Source organism: Chitinophagaceae bacterium, from assembly GCA_016717285.1.
GTDB lineage: Bacteria > Bacteroidota > Bacteroidia > Chitinophagales > UBA10324 > JACCZZ01.
Genome location: JADKFU010000002.1, coordinates 166,400 through 187,658 on the forward strand (window position 1 = coordinate 166,400; position 21,259 = coordinate 187,658).

The following is a 21,259-nucleotide window of genomic DNA, read 5'->3' on the forward strand; positions in this document are numbered from 1 at the left end:
CAAAGCATCTTTTGAAAAAAACTTCTGATCAGCCTTTATTGGCTTCATTTTGAATCAAAGATGCAAGTGTTTAAGAACTTAAATTGTAGTATTAATTCGATAGAGAATGCAGTGTGATTTAAATGCACTTTATTGAAAAAATGCCCGCAAATGTATCCAGCAACGCTGCAATATTGATAAGCTATCGCTTGCAACGTGTCCATCAAACGACCTGTTGGACAATTTTCAGGAGATGATCTTCACTTTTCAATAGAAAAATCCCGTCTTGCTTCCTTTGGCCAATAACTGGTTTTGCCGGCATAATTACATTCCTAAAACGTAAAACAGCATATCGCTAAAGAGAGGATGGATTACTTACAAGGTTATTTTGGCCAGGATTTAATTTTTATTATAGATCGTCTGACCTTCTTTAATGGTTTGCACTACTTTAATATTTTTAATTTCCATTGGATCTTCCTTCAATGGATTTTTATCCAGGATTACCAGGTCGGCAAGCTTGCCTGCTTTTAAAGAGCCTTTGCTGCTTTCTTCAAAATACTGATAGGCAGCGTTGATGGTTATGCACTGTAAAGCCTGATAAGGTGTGATGCGTTCATCAGCGCCAAGCAAAACTCCCGTGCGTGTAATACGGTTTACGGCACTCCAAACCACCATCATCTGGTCAATCGGTAGTACATTAAAGTCGGTATGATTGGTTGCTGTGATACCCATTTTTAAAGTAGTATTGAGTGGACTGATGAAGGAGGCTTGTTCCATTCCACGGTTCTGAATATGTGTATCACCAAAGAAAAAAGTATGCTCAGTATAAAGGGATGGAATAATATGGTATGTCTTGTATTTTATTAATTGGTCGGGACGAACAAACTGGGAATGAATCACCGTGGTTCGCCTGTCTCCTGATGTGTCACTGCCCATTGCAAATTCATGTGCTTTCAAAATCATATCAATTGCACCATCACCATTTGCATGAATCAGCACCTGGATTTTTTCTCCGTACAACCATTTTAGCCACGCATTCAATGAATCCTGCGGGAACGTTGGTTCGCCTTTCCAGCTTTTCTCTCCTCCGGGTCCACCGGTCAGGTATGGAGTGCTGAAAAGTGCCGTTTTTCCCTGGGGTGATCCGTCTGATGTAATTTTTACGCCACCGATTTTTAAATGATTGTGATAAGAACCAAACTCAGAGAATGGATGATCCGCTAAAACATTGCGGAGATCAAGAATAAAGGGATAAGAAATCACATCAATATACAGCGCATTTTGCGTTGCACCATTAACAAGTATATCAAGATCCGCTTTGTGTGTAGCACCTTCCTGCGCAGTAGTAACACCTGCCGAGGCATAGATCATCTGACCATCTTTTAATCCCTGCATTTGCTGCTCCGTTGTTGGCTTTGGAAGATTGGCAAACACAGGAAGAAAAGCGGTTTCCATGATTAGTCCATAAGGTTCATTGGTTCCTGGTTTTCTGATAATAATTCCACCGTCGGGAGTAGCTGTTTTGTCACTGTACCCGAATTTTTTCAACGCCATGGAATTCAATACACCACCGTGCAACGAAACATGTCCAACAATCACAGGGTTATCCGGAAATGCTTTATCAAGATCATCACGGTTAAGCATGCTTCCGTCCGGCATCTGGTTTTCGTCATAACCATATCCCATAATTATTTCTCCTTTAGGAATATTTTTCTTTGCCTGTAAATCTTTCAAAGCGGCTATAATTCCATCTATATTTTTTGCGGGTCCTACGGGTGGTGCAAAACAGTTTGCCTGTGAACCCATTGAAAGCGCATTGATAAAATGACTGTGAGGATCGATAAAACCGGGCAGCATCGTTTTACCTTGCAGGTCCACCATAACAGTAGCGTCACCTTTCATTTCTTCGGCTTCCGCTTTGGAACCAACGAAAACGATTTTTCCGGCTTGAATGGCAAGGGCTTCGGGATATGCTGCTTCATTGCCTTCCATTGTAATAATGTCACCACCATAATAAATAATATCAGCAGCATTTGTTGCGCTTTCCTTTTTAGCCGGCGATGTACATGATGACAACAGTATTGTAATTGCGAACAGGAGTCGAATTGATCTTTTCATTGTTGGTGCCTCGATTGATTTGTTTTTTTTCAATGGTAAATGATTTTATTTCCAGCATAGTTTCAGTGATTGAAACGCCCTTTATTTCTAGTGGCCATTTTTTCTGGAATGAACAGGCACAAGAACGGAGTTATTTCCTGAACATTTTTTACATAAATGTAACTTCGGGGAAAGTGGTGTAAATTGGAATGGTTTTTTAATAAACCTTGAAATCAATGTTGTGATTAATGCAGGAAAATATCTTTTCTTTCACTGTTGCTATTGGAGCATCATCCGGATTTGCTTTTCATTTTTCAGCAGCTTTGCTCTCTTTAAGAGATGCTTCAGCCAATGAATCCAGTTTTCCGGTAGTTTTTGATTTTAATTCACTGTATGCCGGAACTAACGTCGCAAGCTTTTCATCAAGCACTTGATTTAACTTTTGCAGCACTTTTATTCTCATCAGCATTCCTCCCAAAAAACAAATAAGCAATACAACAATTACAATCAGTATGCTGATAGTTGCTTTGCCGGCGATGGTATCTATGCCTAATTTTTCTGCAACAGGTGATATTATTCCGGTGAATATTTTGATTACTTTCTCAACTGCAATAATTAAAAAAATTATGGGGAGAAAAAATAGTGCTCCTCCTTTTACTGTTGTTTTCAGAAAAAACCAGATTGATTTCATAAGGTAATTTTTTTGTGTTGAGCGAACGGGTTGTGAACTGCATGGCTTTGCCAGCGATCACACAAAATAAGAGAATGAATCCAGAATGGAATAGAGATGGTTCTGTCTTATTTCGGGTTGAATCCAAAAAAAATATCGGTGAACTTCCTTCAAAAAATGGCGGCCACTCTTTCTATGAACCAATACATTGCCAGGGTGCCAATGAAATAGGGCGGGAATTTATAGGTCCATTCCGGAAATGAAAACGAAAATCTTTTTAACCCTGCAACTATCAATAGCACAGCAAATACAAATGCCAATTGCCCGACTTCCACTCCTGCATTGAAGAGGAATAATGCCAGTGGAATATTGTGTTGGGGCAAGCCAACATCCTGTAATGCGCTTGCAAAACCAAGTCCGTGCAGGAGTCCGAAAAGAAAGGAAACTAACCACGGATACTGAAAGGCAAAACCATTTCTGCCGTTTCTATGATGTACTATTTCAACCGCTAAAAAAACAATGCTCAACGCAATAGCTGCTTCCGTAAATAAACCTGACACTGATATAATATGCAATGTTGCCAGCGCCAATGTAATACTATGCGCAACGGTGAAAGCGGTGATGGTCCAGATCAACCTTGATCTTTTTTTAACTAACAGCAACAAGCCAAAAATAAATAGCAAATGATCGAAGCCTGACCAGATATGATACATGCCCAATTGAATATATTGCCATACCGGTGGTGGTTGAGGTTTGGATAAGTTCAGTTTTACAAAGGGTTGAATCGGTTTTAACAGGAAAGTGTAAGAAGTATGGTTGAGCAGTGTTACCTGTACCAACACATCCGTTATTGTTTTTTCAAGACCACCGATGCTGATGGTTTGTTCATCTAAGGTTGCGTGATTCGACGGCACTTGCCAGCGTTTGATCAGATAGCTTTCCGTATAAGTTATTTCAGCAAGCGAGTCAACCAGCCAGCCGGCTGAAATAACAGGATGTAATGGTATTCCATACTCACCCATCAATGGTTGCTTCCAGGTAATCTGTAGTGTGTGATCTCTGGCTTCTTTTATCTCCAGATAACCGGGACGAATTTCATGTGCCCATGAAATCAACGGCAGCAATAAAACAAATGCAGCTAACAGTGCATGCTTTTTCATTTTACTTCGAGGTATGCCCGGTTAATAATATATTGTTTACTCAGTAGTTCGTATGTGTGTTTATTCTGTTCCTCTTTTGCAGCATCAAGATATTTTTCTTTCACTTCTGCTTTAACCGATTCAAATGGCTTTTCTGTTGTGGTGTTACGATTGGAAATATACAAAAGGTGCCAGCCATAACCGGACTTTACGGGTCCGGTCCATGTATGCATAGGTGATTGAAATAATGAATCCGCGAAAGCAGTGTTGCCAAAATTTTGCTGAATATCTAAAACTGATTGTGAGGCATAATCATATTGCAATGGGAAGCGGTCACCCATTTCAGCGGCACGTTGCAAACTGCTTTTTTTTAGATTTTGTAAAGCAACAAGCGCACGTTGCCTGGCAATGCTGTCAGTGCTGTTATCGGTACTGAAATAAACATGCGAGAAACTCACATCAGCATCTTGTAAGAATAATGATCGATTACTGTTGTAGTAGGCTTGTAATTCCTTTTCCGTCGGTTCTTTAATTTCGGCAAGATCGGATTGCATAAAAGCAAATTTCTGCGATAGGCGTCTCCGGATAATTTCATCGTCTTTGTCAAGTCCCAGTTTCTTTGCTTCACGATAGTAAATTTCTTCTTTAATAAAATCATCTATCATTGCATCTAGTTGCACTTTCGTCGGCAGGATGCCTGTTTGCGTTTTATAATTCACGATCATCAGGGCAATCCTGTCATTATCAATTGTTATCTCACGGCGCTGTAAATCATTTTGATTCTGGACATAATAAACCAGTAAAAACAAAAGCCCTCCCAACAGTAGAAACTGGATAAGCGGTTCCGCAAAAAACTTTTTGAGCATATTGAGCAATTGGTAAAAATAAAACACATGCGAAGAGATTTATTTCGCATGTGTTTGAAAATGAGGCTTGATTTATTTCACCGGCGTGTACCAGACCGGACTCGTCCATGCTCTTTCCTGGATGGTCGCTGCTACGCTTTTATTCAGGGGCATATTGTATTTAGCCGAGAGATAAGTAGTCCATCTTGGTGTAGGTATTTCAATTACCCTCGCATAATACGTTACATAGGCTTGCGGATCGAAATCGGTATCTTCCCAATAACCAATTAACTCTGCTGCACCGATAGTGTTGGTATAAGTAGCTGCTTTCTCATCAACTGTATTACCTACTGTTTCCAGTTTTCCTTTGGCATCTTTTTTCCGGTCGCCGCTCCAAACCACATCGTAAATTTTTTCTGTGCTCTTACCGTTTTTGGTGCTCACTTTAATAATCTGAATCCTGTCGAGGTTTCCGGAGTTGGGATCTTTGATGGCCTGCACTAAAAACTTTGGGCTGCCTGCAGAAGATGTTGCAACCAGATCTGCGCCCATAGGAACACCACGAGCATAAGCAAGTTTCACCCAATCATTTTCCTTCACCACATCAGCGGTATAATCCCAACCGGCAAACATTCTGACTTTAACGCGGGTACCTGAGGTAGCAAAACATTCTTTTCTTTTCAATGCATCGAAGATGGCATCTCTTGTATTGCTTTCAGCCCAAACACCGGTAAGGCCTGCAGCGCTTATTTTAGTTACCGGCTCACCGCCAACAGATTCTGTTGCCTCTAAGATGCTTTTATAATTTTTTGCCAGGTCATCCTGCGTACCATGTGAGCCCGGATAATTATTTTCTTCGCTGGAAGAAATTGCCGAATGATAGTCGGTACCACCTTCCAGTCCGTATTTAAATGGGTTGGTTCCAATCTTTGTCTGAAGTTCCTGTCCGACACCAAAGGCCTGACGGATATAACTACCGGTTTTATCTTTTGCTTTGGCTGTGCTGCTCAACAAAATTTCAAACACTTCGAAATTTGCAAACTCATCATTGGGCGAAACTTCAGGACGTGTTTCACTTTGTCCTTTTCCCTGGTTCATTTCTGCCAATGGCTCATTATTCATTCTTGCATCTGCATATTCCTTTGTCAACGGTTTACCCGATAAGGTTTTAGTATCAAACATCAACCCATTGCTGATATTGCCGTTGTGTGGTACAGCCAACACATCACTTCCGGTCTTGCGTGCGTTTTCCATGTACTTCCAAAGGTCTTCCGGATCCTGGGAATCGAATGAAGAAAAAGGTAATTCAGGTACTTTGTCACCTTTGAAGATTACACAACGATGTAAATTCTGAGCATGCATGTTTACGTCATTGGGAGCGGAAGTCCATTCATAACCAACAAATGTTGTAAACTTTCCGGGCTTGTTGTATGTATTGGCTGCATTAATTACATGCTGCCACGCACCTTTAATTACTTCTGGTTTATTTAATTCAGGATTGGGCTTGTTAGCAGACATATCAGTGCAAAAATCAGCAAATGATTTTGCTACATCCTTTTGATCTGTGCTGGTAAATTGCTTATACAATTCCGTTCCCTTATACGGTCCATTCGGATCTTTTACTGCCGCAATTGCACCAAGGTATTCAGAGTGGTCAGTAACTGCAAGGAAGTCAAGTGGTGCTATGCGTTTTACTTTTTTACCGAAGTAAATTACTTCCTCACCCATTGCGTATTTGTAAGCATCTTCAGGCAACAATGTGGTACCGAAGAAATTCGCGTCAGGCGAATAAGCAGTATGCAAATGCAGATCACCGAAATAACAATCCTTCAATGGATTCTTTGTAATTGCTGTGACTGTGTCTGGTTGTGAGGAAGCATCTTTACCAGCATCATTAGTAGTATTAGCATTGTTCCCGCAACCGGTCAAAGCGATACCAATGAGGAACATGAATGCTTGGTTCATTTTTTCATAGTGGCGAATTAATTCATTCGCAAAAGGTATGAATAACCTCCCAAATTTTTGTAGAAAATTAAAAAGCTTGCTTCTGCAATCCCATGCAAGGGCATGCTTTATGTTGCGCTATATTTTTAGCGTTAGAAATTCAGCAGATAATAGAAACGTGCAGAGTACCCCAATTTTTGAAATGAGATCCCAGGCACTTCCGGCAGTTTAATGCCTTTACGTGCATGTTGAATCAATTGGATCAATCTGCCAGCATTTTCCCTCAAGCTTTGTCAATCATAACAGATGTCATCGTGAGAGAACCTGCTATAGCCTTGTCGTTGAATAAACTTACTTTTTCATGGTCCTCTTTCAATGCCAATGTATAAAGCAACGGCAAATAATGTTCAGGCGATGGAATAGCCAAATCAAATGCACTGCCCTGTGATTTGTAGTTGATGAGTGATGCATGATCGCTACTCAAAATATAGCGGTTCATTTTTTCTCTTGCTTCCAAAGCCCAATCAAATCCATACGCGTCAGCATTCAGTTTATCCCAAGCTACCATGCCAAGATTGTGCACCATATTTCCACTTCCTATAATTAATACACCTTTGCTTCGAAGCGTTGCTAATTCCTTTGCAAGCTCATAATGATATTGCGGTGCCTTGTAATAATCGAGGCTCATTTGAATAACCGGAACATCTGCTTCCGGATACAAATGTTTTATCACACTCCAGGCACCATGGTCTAGTCCCCATTTTTCATCTAAACCAATGTCAGTTTTTTTAATCATGGCTTTTGTTTCCCTGGCAAGGGCAGGGCTTCCCGGAGCCGGATATTGCACGTCAAACAGCGCTTGTGGAAAGCCACCAAAATCGTGAATGGTCGTTGGCTTTTCCATGGCTGTAACAAATGTTCCCCTGGTTTCCCAATGTGCCGAAACACACAGTATCGCATTCGGCTTTTGAATTTGCTTTCCGATGTTCCTGAATCCTGTAACAAATTCATTTTCTTCAATTGCATTCATCGGGCTGCCGTGGCCGAGAAACAGCACGGGCATTTTTTCCGTGCTGCTAAATGGCGTGGTCATTTTATTCAGTGCATTCAGTTTCATGGCTGGTATGGCTAATGGCGCCGCGACAAGCGGAACCAAAGATTTTAGAAATCGTTTTCTGTCCATTTTGAAAAATGCAAAAACGTTTTTACGATTGTTTTGTCAATTGCACTTCGCAGCTAATTCTTATTTCATCACTCACCAAAACACCACCTGCTTCCAATGCGGCATTCCAGGTGAGTCCCCAATCTTTGCGGTTAATTTTGCCGTTGATCGTAAAGCCTGCTTTGTGATTTCCCCAGGGATCTTTCATCACGCCTCCGAATTCAACATCCAGTTTTATTTGCTTGGTAATGCCTTTGATCGTGAGATTGCCGTACAGTTCATAGCTTCCATCATCATCTACTTTCTCATAGGTGTCGCCGATGAAAGTAATTTGTTTGTGATTCTCCACATCAAAAAAGTCAGCGCTCTTAAGGTGCTCATCGCGCTTTTCATCTCCTGTATCAACCGATGCCGGACTCATAAAGAAATCCACTTCCGAAGTCATAAAATCTTCTCCTGTGGTATAAATGCTGGCATCAAATTCTTTGAATACGCCTTTAACATTGGTAATCATCAGGTGCTTTACCTTGAACGCTATTTCGCTGTGCGCAGGGTCAATTATCCATTTTGTTTTCACGCCGGTTACTTCTGTGGTTGGTTCCATTTTTTATTGTTTAATTGTTTGAATGAATACTGATTTTTAATGGTACAAAGATGCAGCCGTTGAAGGAATAAGCGGTTATAGTATCCGGTAAATAGGTGGTGAATTCAGGAAATGAGGCTTCTCATCTCTTCCCTGAATTCAGTCGGCGTCTGTCCGGATTTCTTTTTAAAAACATTCGTGAAATAGGATTTCTCATTGTAGCCTAACTCAAAACCAATTTCAGAAATTGACTTATCAGTGCTGACCAAAAGGTTTTTAGCTTCAATCAGTTTTCTTGTTTCAATAATTTCAGAAACGCTCTGTTGCAATATTTGCTGACAAATTAAATTCAGGTTTCTTGAGGACATGAATAATTTCTGCGCATAAAATTCAACGCCTTCAGGTCTGTGAAAATTTTCTTCCAGAATTTTCAGAAAATTCTTGAAGGTTATGTTTTGCGTTTTCGCCGCAGTTATTCCATCAGCGTTTGATTTTTTTCTTTCTGATTCAATCATCGTAAACAATGCGCTCAATAAATGCCTTATCACGCCATAGTCAGGAACAGACTGTGTCATTTCTCCATTTATCATTTCGCAAACAGCAACCAGCCTGTTAAAGCAATCACCCTTGCTTAAGGAAATGTTTGCATGGTCGTGATAGTACGAATAGAGTTGGAAAGTTGTTTCGGGAATGAATTCACTTTTGAAACGCAACACCCAAACATTGCATTTTCCATTTTTAATACGCGGCAATACACGGTGCACCTTGCCTTTTGTAACGAAACTGACAAACGGAGCAGCTAACTTTTGTGATTTAAAATCTATGAAATGTTCCAGTTCACCGTCCATACCTACGAGCAACTCTTCATAATCATGGCTGTGTGGTTCGTCAGGAGTTGCCGCAATTTTTTTTGCGTCAGCAGCATTTACTGAAAATATTTTAAAGAGCTCATTCATTAACTTCGAAGATATTCAATAAAACAATCCTGAATTGCATTTAAAATCTATACCGTTAAGATGCAAGCGCATTTACATATCGTTCAAATATTTGCGTACAAACCTTATCGCCATCGCACCTTCTCCAATTTGTCATTTTTTCTTTATTTTAATCAGGCTGGCTGACTATTGATTCTGTTTTTGTGAAGCGATCTTTTTCCAGTCTATAAAAAGATAAATTCCCCAAATCACTTCAATGATTTGCAGTGCAGCATATCCAGCGTATAAGGTCCAACCGGGATAAGTGTCGCCTAAATGAATATTAGCATACACCAATGAAAAAAGTATGCATGGAATGATGGCCAACACTCTCAACCACATGGGATATAGGTTGCACCAAAACATAAAAAGCAATGCCGGAATCATTGGCATTGCCATAGTGGCTTCTCTGTCCAGGTTTATTCCGGTCTTATTGAGAGCAGCTAATGAAATTCCATGTGTAATACCCAACAAAATATAAGCAGATGCAGCTACGTGCTGACCTCGCAGACCGATATACCGCCCAGCCATTACAGAAGCTGAAATGGCAAAAGCATTTCCAATCTGAAATAATAATGTTTGTTCGCTGGATCCATGATTATATAAAAAGCCAATCCAACCAAATAGTAAATTGAGAATATACCCTAAGAGTATAATTATAGCGAGGCTCTTATATTCAAAGTCATTCTTGCTCATAAAGTTTTTATTGTTTATCGGATTGAAATATGCGCTAATCTTCAGCCTTTGATCGGTGTTTTCACTGACCACGAATGTAAGTTAGTTAGCAAAAACACCAACGATTCGCTGAATCATGCAGAGATTGAACCGCGCTGCATTTTAGCGTTTACTGCTGTCAAAGTCGAACAACACCGACTGTGCCGTGGCAGGCATTACTGTACTGAAAAAAACTAAGTTCACCCAAATCGTAAAAATGAATTTGTATGGATCAGCTAACTGTTTCGTGGTAAGCAGGAATTTCTTCTGTGCAAAAATCAATTGGAAATTATAGATTAAATATAATATTGGTCAACCGGCAATACGACATTTTACCAACGGATTCCATTGTGTTCCAGAATTTTCTCCCAATACGTTTCTTTAACTGATATTCCATTCTGCTCTAAGAAAGGCGAAAAGGATTTGGTTAATGTCTGACCCTTATGAAGACAGGAAGGTTTGGATTTAATGAAGTTGATGGAGATTCGTTATTCTTCATGCTGATCTAAAAATTAACTTTGCGAACATCCATTCTATACCGAAAATAGTTTCATGGGAAAATTTGTGTTTAAAATATTTGCAATCTTAAAATGGTTTCGTCTTTCCTGGTTGCGGTTAACCGGGAAAACCGAAGCGGATATCCATGCGCAGAGAATTGTTTCCGGAAAAGCATGGTCGGAATTCTGCGATCATCTTAAAACTGCGGGAGCAGCACTCGTTTTTCCCGGTGCACCTACTGATGCTTTCCAGCAGGCGGAAGGCGTGCGTTATCTCACACGCCTTACAAGGGCGGCATTGGAAGCCTATGTAGAATATGGCGATGCTGAATTTCCTGAATTAAGAAGAATGGTGCATGAAACAGTGAAGCTTGGTGCAGACAATCCGGACAACTATTATCTAAACGCTCAAATAAGCGGCGCTTATGATTACCGCATCACCGGCAAAAGAAACAACATCGATTACATTGGTTTCTTCACGCAAAACGGTGTGTATGGACAACCCGGCGGCATGGCGCCTTGCGGAGTGCTTGAAAATAAAGAGCTGAAAGTGGATGAAGACGGAAACTTTACAATCATTTTGAGCAAAACAAGAAGTGGAATGAACTGGCTGAAGATCGAAGACACCACCAGTTTGTTAATCGTCCGGCAAACTTTTCTCGATAGGAAAAATGAAGTGCCTGCATTATTACAAATTGAAAATCTCAATGGCAAAAAATTTCCGAATCCGGTTACACCTGAAAAGATTGATAAAGGACTTGATACTGCGGCACTTTTTATTGCAGGCGCACCATTATTATTTTCTAAATGGGCCAACGGTTTCAAAAAACAGGTAAACAAATTACCGCAATTCAATCCTGATATTTCGAATGCTGCAGGCGGTGATGCAAACATCATCTACTATCATAGTTATTGGAATTTGAAAGATGATGAAGCACTTGTCATTAAGTTTATGCCACCTGACTGTGACACCTGGAATTTTCAATTGAATAATTATTGGATGGAATCTCTTGATTATCGCTATTTCCCTGTTTGCATCAATAAGCACAGTGCCGTGACTGAGCAGGATGAAAGTGTCAGGATCATCGTTTCAAAAACGAATCAAAATTTCACTAATTGGATTGACACCTGTAATCACAAGGAAGGTACCATGTGTTTCCGATGGTATCGATTAAGAAACGGTGCAAAAGCAGTGGAACCCGATTGCAGTGTTGTAAAAATTTCCAGCCTCGTGTGAGATCACCATGCAAAGAGCAGTTACAGTAAAAAGTTTTAATAAAAAGCCTGTATGGTTTAATCTCCTCAACAGTGTTTGGGCAAGCACGTATTTTTTTGGTACAAAAGTTAAACTGGAAAAAGATTATCTCATCCATCTGGCGCGTAAACAAACAGGCCTTCAATCTTTCGGAAATGATTTTTGGGAAGAGCCACTCGAGCGTCTGCTCTTCTCGGTGAATAACGAAGCGCAACTTCATCCTGTTGGAAGATTTATTACGCAAACACGTTTGTCAGGTTTGCTGGCGATTCGCCTGCGTGCTGAAAATGATTTTAAGAAGCATCCGGAAATTCTGGAGCAGCAACTTTATCCCGTACAATTGATTTGTGGCCTTCAACGAACTGGTACTACCAAACTACAGCGATTGCTGGCTGCAGATCCTGACAACAGAGTGCTGTTAAGCTGGGAAGCAATCAATCCCATTCCATTAAGTAATAAACCCTCAGAGAAAGAAGCACGAATTAAAGCAGCTCGACTGAGTGAAAAAGCATTAAAACTGATGGCACCGGGATTTTTCGCGATACATCCTGTAGAACATGCAAAACCAGAGGAGGATATCCTGTTGCTCGATGCAGCTTTTATGAGCACGACAACAGAAGCAACAATGCATGTTCCTTCGTATGCTTCGTGGCTGGAAAAAACAGATCAGACTGTTGCCTATCAATACATGATTAAGTTGTTGAAGTATTTGCAGTTTCAGCGGCCGGCAAAACGTTGGGTGTTGAAGAGCCCACACCACATGGAATTTCTTCACATCATTAAAAAAGAATTCGGGAAGGTTCAATTTATATGGACGCACAGAGACATCTCTAAAAGTCTCCCGTCTTTTTTTGAGCATGGTGGCACACAGCCAATCAATTTTTAGCAATGAGGTTACGCTTGATCATATTGCAGAACATTGGGTACGTAAAACTGAGTTCATGCTTTCCAAAGGAATTGAATTCAGAAATGCAAATCCCGGTCAGCAATTTACCGACGTATTTTATGAGAAGTTGGTGGCAACACCGATGGATGCACTTACTGCCATATATCGAGATCGCGAATCTATTTCGCAGGAATTGCACCAACGATTTATGATTACTGAACAACAGAATTCACAGCACAAGTACGGGACGCACAATTACCATCTTGAAGATTTCGGATTGAGCAAAGAAGAAATAGACAAGAAGATGAAATTCTATTCAGCTTTTCTTAAAACACTTACTAATTAATTTATGTCAGAACAGAAAGGACGATATTCAAATCCATTCTCCGCTACTTTAAGTGGAATAACAGATCTTTTCCGGAAGCAGAAAAATGTCGTTACGCTTCATGATAAAGACAGGCTCGATGGAAAAAATGTATTGGTTACAGGAGCAAGTTCAGGATTAGGATTTGAAGCTGCTGTTCAGTTGGCACAACGAGGTGCGCATGTTTGGATGGCTTGTCGCAGTGGTATTCCCGAAAAAGGTGAACAGGTGCGCAAGCTTTCGGGAAACAATAACGTGGAGATGTTGCTGGTTGATCTCTCCGATCTGAATTCGATAAATGCGCTGGTGACCACATTTAAAGCAGCATTAGTGAAGATTGATGTATTGATTGACAATGCGGGAGTTGTTCCTGCTAAGAGTAGAAAAACCAAACAGGGACTGGAGGAAATGTTCGTGGTGAATTATCTCTCGAAATATATGCTTGCACGATTGCTTTTGGAAAATGATTTATTCAACAAGAACAGTATTGATCTTCCAAGAATCATTTTTGTTGGATCTGAAAGTCACAGGAATCCAAAAGTGTTCGAATGGGAAAATTTTGGAAAATATAAAGCGTATGCTATGGGTAAAACAGTTGAACGCTATGGTTACTATAAATTGCTGATCACCACTTTTGCGAATGAACTCAGCCGGAGAGTCAACACTACGCATCAGGTTCAGTATTCAGTTTTTGCATTGTGTCCTGGTCCTGTAAATTCAAATATTGCTCGTGAAGCACCTGTCATCTTCAAGCCGCTTATTAAAGTGGTCTTCCAATTATTTTTCAGATCACCGAAAGTTGCAGTGCAACCCGTCATATACTTTGCAGCCTCGCCGGAAGTGAAAGGAAAAGCGATCGATTATCTTTTTTTGATGGGAAGAAAGGAAATGGATCCGAAAGCAATCGATGAAAATAATGGTGATAAGCTTTGGAAACTTTCCGAAGCGTTGCTGAAAGAAAATGGAGTTGTCTTCACAAAGTGATTGATTACTGCTGATTTTGCTTCAATAGCAGGACTGATCGCAGAAGCTAAGACTTCATAATATATTCAGCCGTTAGGTAAGTCTCCATCGACGGATAATCAATGAATGATTTGGTATCAACATACACCGTAAGCATTCTCGGAATAATAATAAGCGGATTGCCGAAGAATTTAAATGGATTTAAAAGATCTGAGGCAACTCTCACTTGTTCTTCCACGATTCCATTAAACTGCGGCGCATTTTCAGTTAAGGTTTCTTTCACTTCATTCCGCACATAATTCCACAACGGATGAATGCGAAGCGAAAGAGGAGTATGACTATTGTGCCACCTGTCAATAAAGGTTTCATAAGTTATATTTTTCTTTTGCGAAAACAATGTCAGCAAGCAAACGCCGGGTGTTAACGTTCCATCCTTCCAGTTTTTATTGTACGAAACAGGCAATACTTCCTCCACGCGATACGCTCCGCGAAAACCAACAATTTTTTTTAACAGCAATGCCGGCCCCGGATAGGATTGATAAACCGAAATTGCCGCTATCTTTTTCTTACGAAATGGTATAATAGAAAAAGAAGGCGGTGCTTTTTCAGTAAGCGTAAATTTGATAGCATCAGGTTTCAACACAATTTGTATGTCGGAAACTGCGTCAAAAATCCGCTGCTTAAAACCTTCATACGACTCCGTATCATTTCCCTGCACGACGTAAACATCTTTCGTCATTTCACGATTCTCTTTTAATTGAATATTTTGCTACGAGTTTAAGTAAATCACCTTACAACAACAAACTTCATGAATTTGAATATTCTGGTTACCGGAGGAAAAGGATTTTTAGGAACCGCTATCGTGAAAGAGCTGCTTGATGCCAACGCACCATTGACCGTTGGAGAAATCACCGTATTTGATCTCAAAGAGGATGATGGAATGATAAATGAAAAGGTACGGTACATCAAAGGTGACATCTGCAACCCGGTTGAAATCAGCAACGCCTGTTCAGGAATAGATTTGGTGATTCACGCTGCTGCCATTGTTGATTGGGGAACGAAAAAGCCCAAGGAAGTTTATCATGCAAATTTCGAAGGCACGCAAAATGTTATTGCTGCCTGTAAGAAGAACAAAGTACCGATGCTGGTCTACACCAGCTCACTTGACGTGGTGATGACCGGAAAGCCATTGGTCAATATTAATGAGTCGCAACCTTATCCCGCAAAGCAACTGAACATGTATTGCGAGAGCAAATGCCTTGCTGAGAAACTGGTGCTGGCTGCCAAGAGTGAAAGTCTTAAGACTTGTGTGCTGCGCCCTGCTGATATCTGGGGTGAAGGCGATCCTTATCACATTCCGCCGCTCATAGATATGGCCAAGAGCGGATTTTACATTCACATAGGCGATGGAAAGGCACTCAATCAACACATCTATGTAGGCAACATGGCGTGGGCGCATGTGCTTGCTGCAAAAGCGCTTGCGGAAGATAATAAGGCGGTACTTGCAAATGCCTATTTCATAACCGACGGACCCGGCACTAACTTTTTTAAATTTTTCGACGAGGTGATTATTCAATCAGGATATAAAATCCGACCCCGCAATTTGTGGTTACCAACGTGGTTTGTTTATTCGCTGGGAGCTATTTCAGAATATATCGCGCTGCTCGTTCGTCCCATTAAATATTACAATCCGAAGCTGAGCCGTTTCGCAGTGATGTACACTACCACTGATTTTATTTTCAATTCAGAAAAAGCAAAGCGTGATTTTGGATTTGTTCCGAAGTACAGCAAGGAGCAGGCGCTGGAACGGACAGTAACTTATTTTAAGAAAAAAGTTTGATAAAAACGGACTAATTCCAGCGTCATTGGTATTTATAAGGCTCATTATTGTCAATCATTTTTCTCACATTCTCCAAAACTCTTTTCATATATATTCTCCAGAATGTTTTTGCAAATAACCAGTTCGCCGGAAACAACCAGAGAATGTCCGAGTGCAGCGTATAAGTATATTCTATTAAAATCTTTTTTGGAGCTTGTTCAGTAGTTCTCCACTCACCCGTGAATTTCGAAAAGCCTAACATCCAGGATTGAAAATTGCTCACTTCAATTTTCCAGTATTGATTTTCTATTCGCTCTACAACTGTGTCACTGGATGCCCAACCACCTTTCTGCGAAAGTGAACTGGCTACAAAAACCTTTTTTGAAAAACCTTCTTTACCCCAGTTTTCATCTTCTGTGCAATGGGTAACTTTTGGCATTATTCCAAAGCCCGTATGGACTTTAGCAACATCACAAAGCATCGGCGTCTTAAACGCTCTTTCCAAAGAACAATGATAAATTGTATGAACCGTAACTTTTGTCGTCATTGTCTGCTATGGTTTTTATGTTGCTCAATATAGATAGGAGGCGAGTACTGTCCAATACGCAACTTAGTTTAAGTCTAAGTACAGTTGTGCGCGGGGAAAGATATCAGTTGGAATAACTAATGTTAAACCACACCACACTTCATTTCACTTGCCATTGAATAATTCAACGACAATAGATACCTGAATACGCTATCTGTCGCCGCTTAATTTTATTCGAAAGCAAAAACCTTCTGCAACCGTTTTATTTTAAAGAAAGATTATTTCTCCTGGAGTAACGGGCAATGACGATTTGATTGTTAGTGATTCTACTTTCCGGCTTCGCCGCAACAATTAAACAATTCAACAATTAACCAATTCAACCATCCCGCCATGTAACCCTCCATCCATTCCTACCTACATATTCCTAATCACCTCATCCCCAAACTCCGAGCATTTCAACAAAGTAGCACCTTCCATCTGCCGTTCGAAATCATAAGTCACTCTTTTTGCTGCAATGGATTTCTCAAGTCCGCTATAAATCAATTTTGCAGCAGGCAACCATCCCAAATGTTCAAACATCATAGCGCCGGAGAGAATTACTGAGCCTGGATTTACTTTGTCCTGGTTTGCGTATTTCGGTGCAGTGCCATGAGTAGCTTCAAAAATAGCATGGCCGGTTACATAGTTAATATTGGCGCCGGGTGCAATGCCGATTCCACCAACCTGGGCTGCCAATGCATCAGATAAATAATCACCGTTAAGGTTTAGTGTTGCAATCACATCAAAATCTTCCGGACGGGTAAGCACTTGTTGTAACGTAATGTCTGCAATGGCATCTTTGATCAACACTTTGCCGGAGGCAATGGCTGCTTTTTGTTCAGCATTCGCTGCCTCTTCACCTTTTTCTTTTTTCGAGCGTTCCCACTGCGACCAGGTGTACACTTTATCTCCATATTTTTCTTCCGCCAGTTGGTAACCCCAATCACGGAAAGCCCCTTCCGTAAATTTCATGATATTACCTTTATGAACCAACGTCACACTTTTTTTTCCATGCTCCAATGCATATTCTATGGCAGCACCAATCAACCGCTGCGAACCGATTCGTGAAACAGGTTTAAAGCCAATGCCCACACAAGTATCAGGATTGTCTTTGCTCTTTGCCATTTTCAGAAATTCTTTCCCGCGTTTCTTATCACTGAAACGGATCTTGCTAAATTCTTTGGGAAAATTCTTTTTGAAAAATTTCAGGATTTTATCCGCTTCCGGTGTGCCGCCTGCATATTCAATACCTGCATAAATGTCCTCCGTGTTTTCACGGAAGATGACCATATCAACAGCTTCCGGTTTTTTTACTGGTGAAGGAACGCCTGCAAAATATCTTACAGGACGAAGGCAGACATACAAATCAAGGATCTGGCGCAACGCCACATTCAATGACCGGATACCACCGCCAATCGGTGTCGTCAACGGACCTTTGATGCCGACGAGGTATTCTTTAAATGCATCCAGTGTAGCATCAGGCAGCCAGCTCCCGGTTTTATTAAAGGCCTTTTCACCGGCCAGCACTTCCATCCAATGAATTTTCTTTTTGCCTTTATAAGCCTTTTCAACGGCTGCATCCATCACGCGCACTGCTGCACGCCAGATGTCAGCACCCGTTCCATCGCCTTCAATAAACGGGATGATCGGATCATTCGGGACTTTCAGGTTCCCGCGGCTCATCGTAATTTTTGTTCCTTCCATTGGTTGTGTGATTAAGAGTTGAAGAGTATAAATTAAAAGAATTTGATTTTAATTTTTCTACCGTGAAATTTAACCATTCATGCTTTAGAAAAATATGAATGCTGCAAAACCGGTGAAACCGCAAAGATACAGGTAGGAATTGATTAAGAAAGTAGGTGGATAAAAATGCTTAATTCAATTAGGATAAAGGACAGCATATGTTAAACTTAAGTGCCAAGGCGTGCGGTGTTTTGAAAATGATTCAGATTTTTTGCGCCCTTCGGCTGCGCTCAGGGAGCAAAAAAAATTCAGCCGGTGAGGGAAGTGAATAAAATCCGGTCGCTGAGCGAAGTCGAAGCGTGAGGATTTTTGAAAATGCATGGTACGTTTTTTTGGATATGATTCGTCATTTTTTTTGCGCGGGGATGGGGGGGGGTGTTAGTCCGGTCCCCGGGCGGGGTCGGGGGGGGGGGGTTTTTTCCCCGGGTCCCCTCCTTGCGCGCGCCCCCCCCCCCCCCCCCCGGGCCCGGCGGGGGGGGGGGGGGGGGGGGGGGGGGGGGGGGCCCGGGGCCGGGGCGGGGGGGGGCGGGGGGGGCGGGGGGCCCTCCCTTTTTGCGCCCTTCGGCTGCGCTCAGGGAGCAAAAAAAATTAATAAAAACGCCCCTGAAATTTTCAAGGGCGTTTTATAAAATCTTATGAGGAAAAACTTATTGGAGCATTACTCGATAACAATCTTTTTTGCAATTACTCCTTTATCAGTTTCAAGGTATAGCAAATACAAGCCGGTGGCAAGTTCAGGCAGTGAAATGCGAATTGTATTTTGCGTAAGAGATTGACCGGTGGTAGATAAAACTATGCTGCCTTCCAGCGCAGTAAGCCGGATATTCTTCAAATCAGCACTGCTATAGTTAATCATCAGGTAATCTTTAGCAGGATTGGGATAGACATAAACCTGCACCTGATTTTCAAGGTCCTGAATGCCGGTAACAATGTCAAGCAGATTGCAGCTTGTGCTTTCTGATTGACAAAGTGAATCATACACCGTTAAACACACATTGTAAGTTCCCGCATTGGCATAAGCATTCACGGTATTTTCAAGTGTGCTGGTGTTGCCATCACCAAAATCCCATTCCGATGCGTGCGGACCGTTAAAAGTAGAGGTATTGGTGAAGTTAACGATCAGGTTTGATGCTTCATAAGTAAATGATGCAACAGCATTAGGCGCTATCTCCACAGTATTACTTGTTGATCCGGTACATCCGAAAGAATTGGTTACTATAAGTGTTACTGTATAAATTCCGGCACTATCATATGTATGTGAAGGATTTACACCGGTAGAACTAAATCCATCACCAAAGTCCCAGTTTCTTGATGAAATGTTGCCGCCTGTTCCACCAGTGGACGCATCAACAAAATGTACTGCGGTATTTACACAGGCTACCGGTAGTGCATTGAAATCAGCCACTGGTAAATCATTGATCACAATACTTTTGATAATAGTATCTGAACAACCGTTTGAATTGGTTGCAATTAACTGAACTGAAAATGTTCCGTCAGTGGCAAATGCATGTTCCGGCGAAGGCTCCGTAGATGTAACACCATCACCAAAATTCCAATCCCAGGATGAAATTTCTGTTGATGGATCAGTGACCGTTTGATCAAGAAATGAAACGGGTTGATTCTCACAGTGCACAATGGAAGTAATAAATCCTGCCACAATGCAATTGCCAATAGTAGTATCAGCGCAAGTAGCAAAAGCGGAAGTGTTTCCTTCAGCATCAGTAACGGTTGCCGTCACAGATCCGGAGATCGCAGCATTATAAATAAATGCTCCGTTTGCATTTGCTGTTACTGTTGCGATGTGGTTCTTTCCTTCACAAAAAGTGCAGGTATCATTTGCAAATATTTCTACAATGCCATTCGGAACAGTGGTTCCTGCAATCCCCGAAGCAGTTACAATCGATAACTGTGGTGCGTTAATATTACTGTTTGCGCCATTGAGTTTAATGCCTCCGGATCCGGAAACGGCAGAATTACAATAGATCCGGTTTCTTGTTATGGTGTTTCGCTGGCAGGTTGCATTTTGAAAAGCAATCGCTTCCTGACCGTTTTTCGCGATTGTGTTGCCTTTTAATAATTCACCGCCAATAACATTGTCTGTAGATCCAAAATTAAAATAGATACCGTTGGTGCCATTGCCCAGTGGTTCACCTGTTATGGTCAAACCAATCACATTTCCTTCGATGGCTGAATTGGAGAGCACCCCGTAAATACCGGCATTTGTATTTCCTGAAATTACGTTTTGTTCGAACAACGAGTCACCACCAATCTCAATATTGTTGTTGACGCCAGTGCAGTAAATGCCGTATGCATTGGGTTGTGCAATCAGTCCGGCAGGGTTGGTGCCGATATTATTGCTGTTGACATCTACGAAAGTCGCGTTCTGCAATTTGATGCCATAGTTATTTCCGGAGATGACATTATTGGCAAGCAGTGTTTTTCCTCCAATGCTCACGAGGTAAGTATTAACAATCTGAATTCCATCACCTGTTGCACCGGTCATCATCACGCCCATTGTATCCACACCAATCAGGTTACCCTGCAATGCAGCATGATTGGTAAATTGAATGGAAATGGCTGAAGTGCTACAGTTTAGGATCACATTGCCTTTTTGAATGGCACCTATTTTAACATAGGTACCCAAAACAGTGATGCCGTTTATGAAATTATGAATAAAAAAACCATACACTTCACATGAATCTGCAGCGAACAAAAATGCCTGGTTCAATCCTGCTACCTGAGTGGTAAGTTGAATACGGGTATAAGTAATCCCAAACGCGTTTCCTGCGCCTTGTGTGGTGGCATCAATAATTGTTGGACCGCTGACATCAGGCAATAGTGACTCAAGTGTTATAGTTCTTGACAGCACATCAGAATCGGGAATGGAGAATTCAATCTTGTCAGGTCCAACATGATTATTAGCATCAGTTATTGCCTGACGAAGTGAACCCTCACCACTATCAGCATTATTTACAACAGTGTATATATCTGCTTTAGCGAATTGAAAAGCTACGAGCAACGAGCAAAGTATGAGTTTGAATTTCATTTTATGATAATTTA

At 41.2% G+C, this 21,259-nt stretch carries 18 protein-coding genes; 5 read left to right on the forward strand and 13 right to left on the reverse strand.

The window, feature by feature from the left end; translation table 11 throughout:
- Window positions 1-378: 378 nt before the first annotated feature.
- The 9 genes from IPO83_03940 to IPO83_03980 all read right to left on the reverse strand — a co-directional run bounded on the left by IPO83_03940 (window position 379) and on the right by IPO83_03980 (window position 10,089).
- Complete coding sequence (locus tag IPO83_03940) at window positions 379-1,971, reverse strand: amidohydrolase (GenBank protein ID MBK9730430.1); 1,593 nt, start codon at window positions 1,969-1,971, stop codon at window positions 379-381.
- 412 nt (window positions 1,972-2,383) lie between these two features.
- Window positions 2,384-2,767, reverse strand: coding sequence for a hypothetical protein (locus IPO83_03945; GenBank protein ID MBK9730431.1), 384 nt, complete (start codon window positions 2,765-2,767; stop codon window positions 2,384-2,386).
- Window positions 2,768-2,916: 149 nt separating this feature from the next.
- Window positions 2,917-3,906, reverse strand: coding sequence for a HupE/UreJ family protein (locus tag IPO83_03950; GenBank protein ID MBK9730432.1), 990 nt, complete (start codon window positions 3,904-3,906; stop codon window positions 2,917-2,919).
- Window positions 3,903-4,751 carry a peptidyl-prolyl cis-trans isomerase gene (locus IPO83_03955; GenBank protein ID MBK9730433.1) on the reverse strand — a complete coding sequence of 283 codons (849 nt, stop codon included), beginning with the start codon at window positions 4,749-4,751 and terminating at the stop codon, window positions 3,903-3,905. Before IPO83_03955 ends, IPO83_03950 begins: the two co-directional genes overlap by 4 nt.
- Window positions 4,752-4,823: 72 nt before the next feature.
- Window positions 4,824-6,695, reverse strand: coding sequence for a DUF3604 domain-containing protein (locus tag IPO83_03960; GenBank protein ID MBK9730434.1), 1,872 nt, complete (start codon window positions 6,693-6,695; stop codon window positions 4,824-4,826).
- A 262-nt stretch (window positions 6,696-6,957) separates the two neighbouring features.
- Window positions 6,958-7,857, reverse strand: coding sequence for a 4,5-DOPA dioxygenase extradiol (gene ygiD, locus IPO83_03965; protein MBK9730435.1), 900 nt, complete (start codon window positions 7,855-7,857; stop codon window positions 6,958-6,960).
- Between the two features lie 22 nt (window positions 7,858-7,879).
- Window positions 7,880-8,440, reverse strand: a complete 561-nt coding sequence (locus IPO83_03970) for a YceI family protein (protein ID MBK9730436.1) — start codon at window positions 8,438-8,440, stop codon at window positions 7,880-7,882.
- 104 nt (window positions 8,441-8,544) lie between these two features.
- On the reverse strand, window positions 8,545-9,375 hold the full coding sequence (locus IPO83_03975) for a helix-turn-helix transcriptional regulator (protein MBK9730437.1): 831 nt from the start codon (window positions 9,373-9,375) through the stop codon (window positions 8,545-8,547).
- A gap of 165 nt (window positions 9,376-9,540) precedes the next feature.
- Entirely contained in the window at window positions 9,541-10,089 is a 549-nt protein-coding gene (locus IPO83_03980; protein ID MBK9730438.1) for a hypothetical protein, read from the reverse strand.
- 570 nt (window positions 10,090-10,659) lie between these two features.
- Here IPO83_03980 and IPO83_03985 point away from each other — a divergent pair.
- From IPO83_03985 to IPO83_04000, 4 genes are read left to right on the forward strand one after another with little or no spacing between them, the layout of a single operon-like run.
- A complete protein-coding gene (locus IPO83_03985) occupies window positions 10,660-11,841 on the forward strand; it encodes a DUF1214 domain-containing protein (protein MBK9730439.1) in 1,182 nt (393 codons plus the stop codon).
- A gap of 7 nt (window positions 11,842-11,848) precedes the next feature.
- A complete protein-coding gene (locus tag IPO83_03990; protein MBK9730440.1) occupies window positions 11,849-12,745 on the forward strand; it encodes a sulfotransferase in 897 nt (298 codons plus the stop codon).
- A 55-nt stretch (window positions 12,746-12,800) separates the two neighbouring features.
- Window positions 12,801-13,091 carry a hypothetical protein gene (locus tag IPO83_03995; protein MBK9730441.1) on the forward strand — a complete coding sequence of 97 codons (291 nt, stop codon included), beginning with the start codon at window positions 12,801-12,803 and terminating at the stop codon, window positions 13,089-13,091.
- Window positions 13,092-13,094: 3 nt separating this feature from the next.
- Window positions 13,095-14,093: an SDR family NAD(P)-dependent oxidoreductase gene (locus IPO83_04000; GenBank protein MBK9730442.1), complete on the forward strand. Its 999-nt coding sequence runs from the start codon at window positions 13,095-13,097 to the stop codon at window positions 14,091-14,093.
- 46 nt (window positions 14,094-14,139) lie between these two features.
- Here the strand turns inward: IPO83_04000 and IPO83_04005 are convergent, their stop codons facing one another.
- Complete coding sequence (locus IPO83_04005; protein ID MBK9730443.1) at window positions 14,140-14,811, reverse strand: EthD domain-containing protein; 672 nt, start codon at window positions 14,809-14,811, stop codon at window positions 14,140-14,142.
- A gap of 69 nt (window positions 14,812-14,880) precedes the next feature.
- Here IPO83_04005 and IPO83_04010 point away from each other — a divergent pair, with 69 nt between their 5' ends.
- Window positions 14,881-15,912: an NAD-dependent epimerase/dehydratase family protein gene (locus IPO83_04010; protein ID MBK9730444.1), complete on the forward strand. Its 1,032-nt coding sequence runs from the start codon at window positions 14,881-14,883 to the stop codon at window positions 15,910-15,912.
- Between the two features lie 22 nt (window positions 15,913-15,934).
- Here the strand turns inward: IPO83_04010 and IPO83_04015 are convergent, their stop codons facing one another.
- From IPO83_04015 to IPO83_04025, 3 genes are all read right to left on the reverse strand, one after another.
- Complete coding sequence (locus tag IPO83_04015; GenBank protein MBK9730445.1) at window positions 15,935-16,438, reverse strand: hypothetical protein; 504 nt, start codon at window positions 16,436-16,438, stop codon at window positions 15,935-15,937.
- Window positions 16,439-16,831: 393 nt separating this feature from the next.
- Complete coding sequence (icd, locus tag IPO83_04020; GenBank protein MBK9730446.1) at window positions 16,832-18,160, reverse strand: NADP-dependent isocitrate dehydrogenase; 1,329 nt, start codon at window positions 18,158-18,160, stop codon at window positions 16,832-16,834.
- 697 nt (window positions 18,161-18,857) lie between these two features.
- Window positions 18,858-21,245, reverse strand: coding sequence for a PKD domain-containing protein (locus tag IPO83_04025; protein MBK9730447.1), 2,388 nt, complete (start codon window positions 21,243-21,245; stop codon window positions 18,858-18,860).
- Window positions 21,246-21,259: the final 14 nt, after the last annotated feature.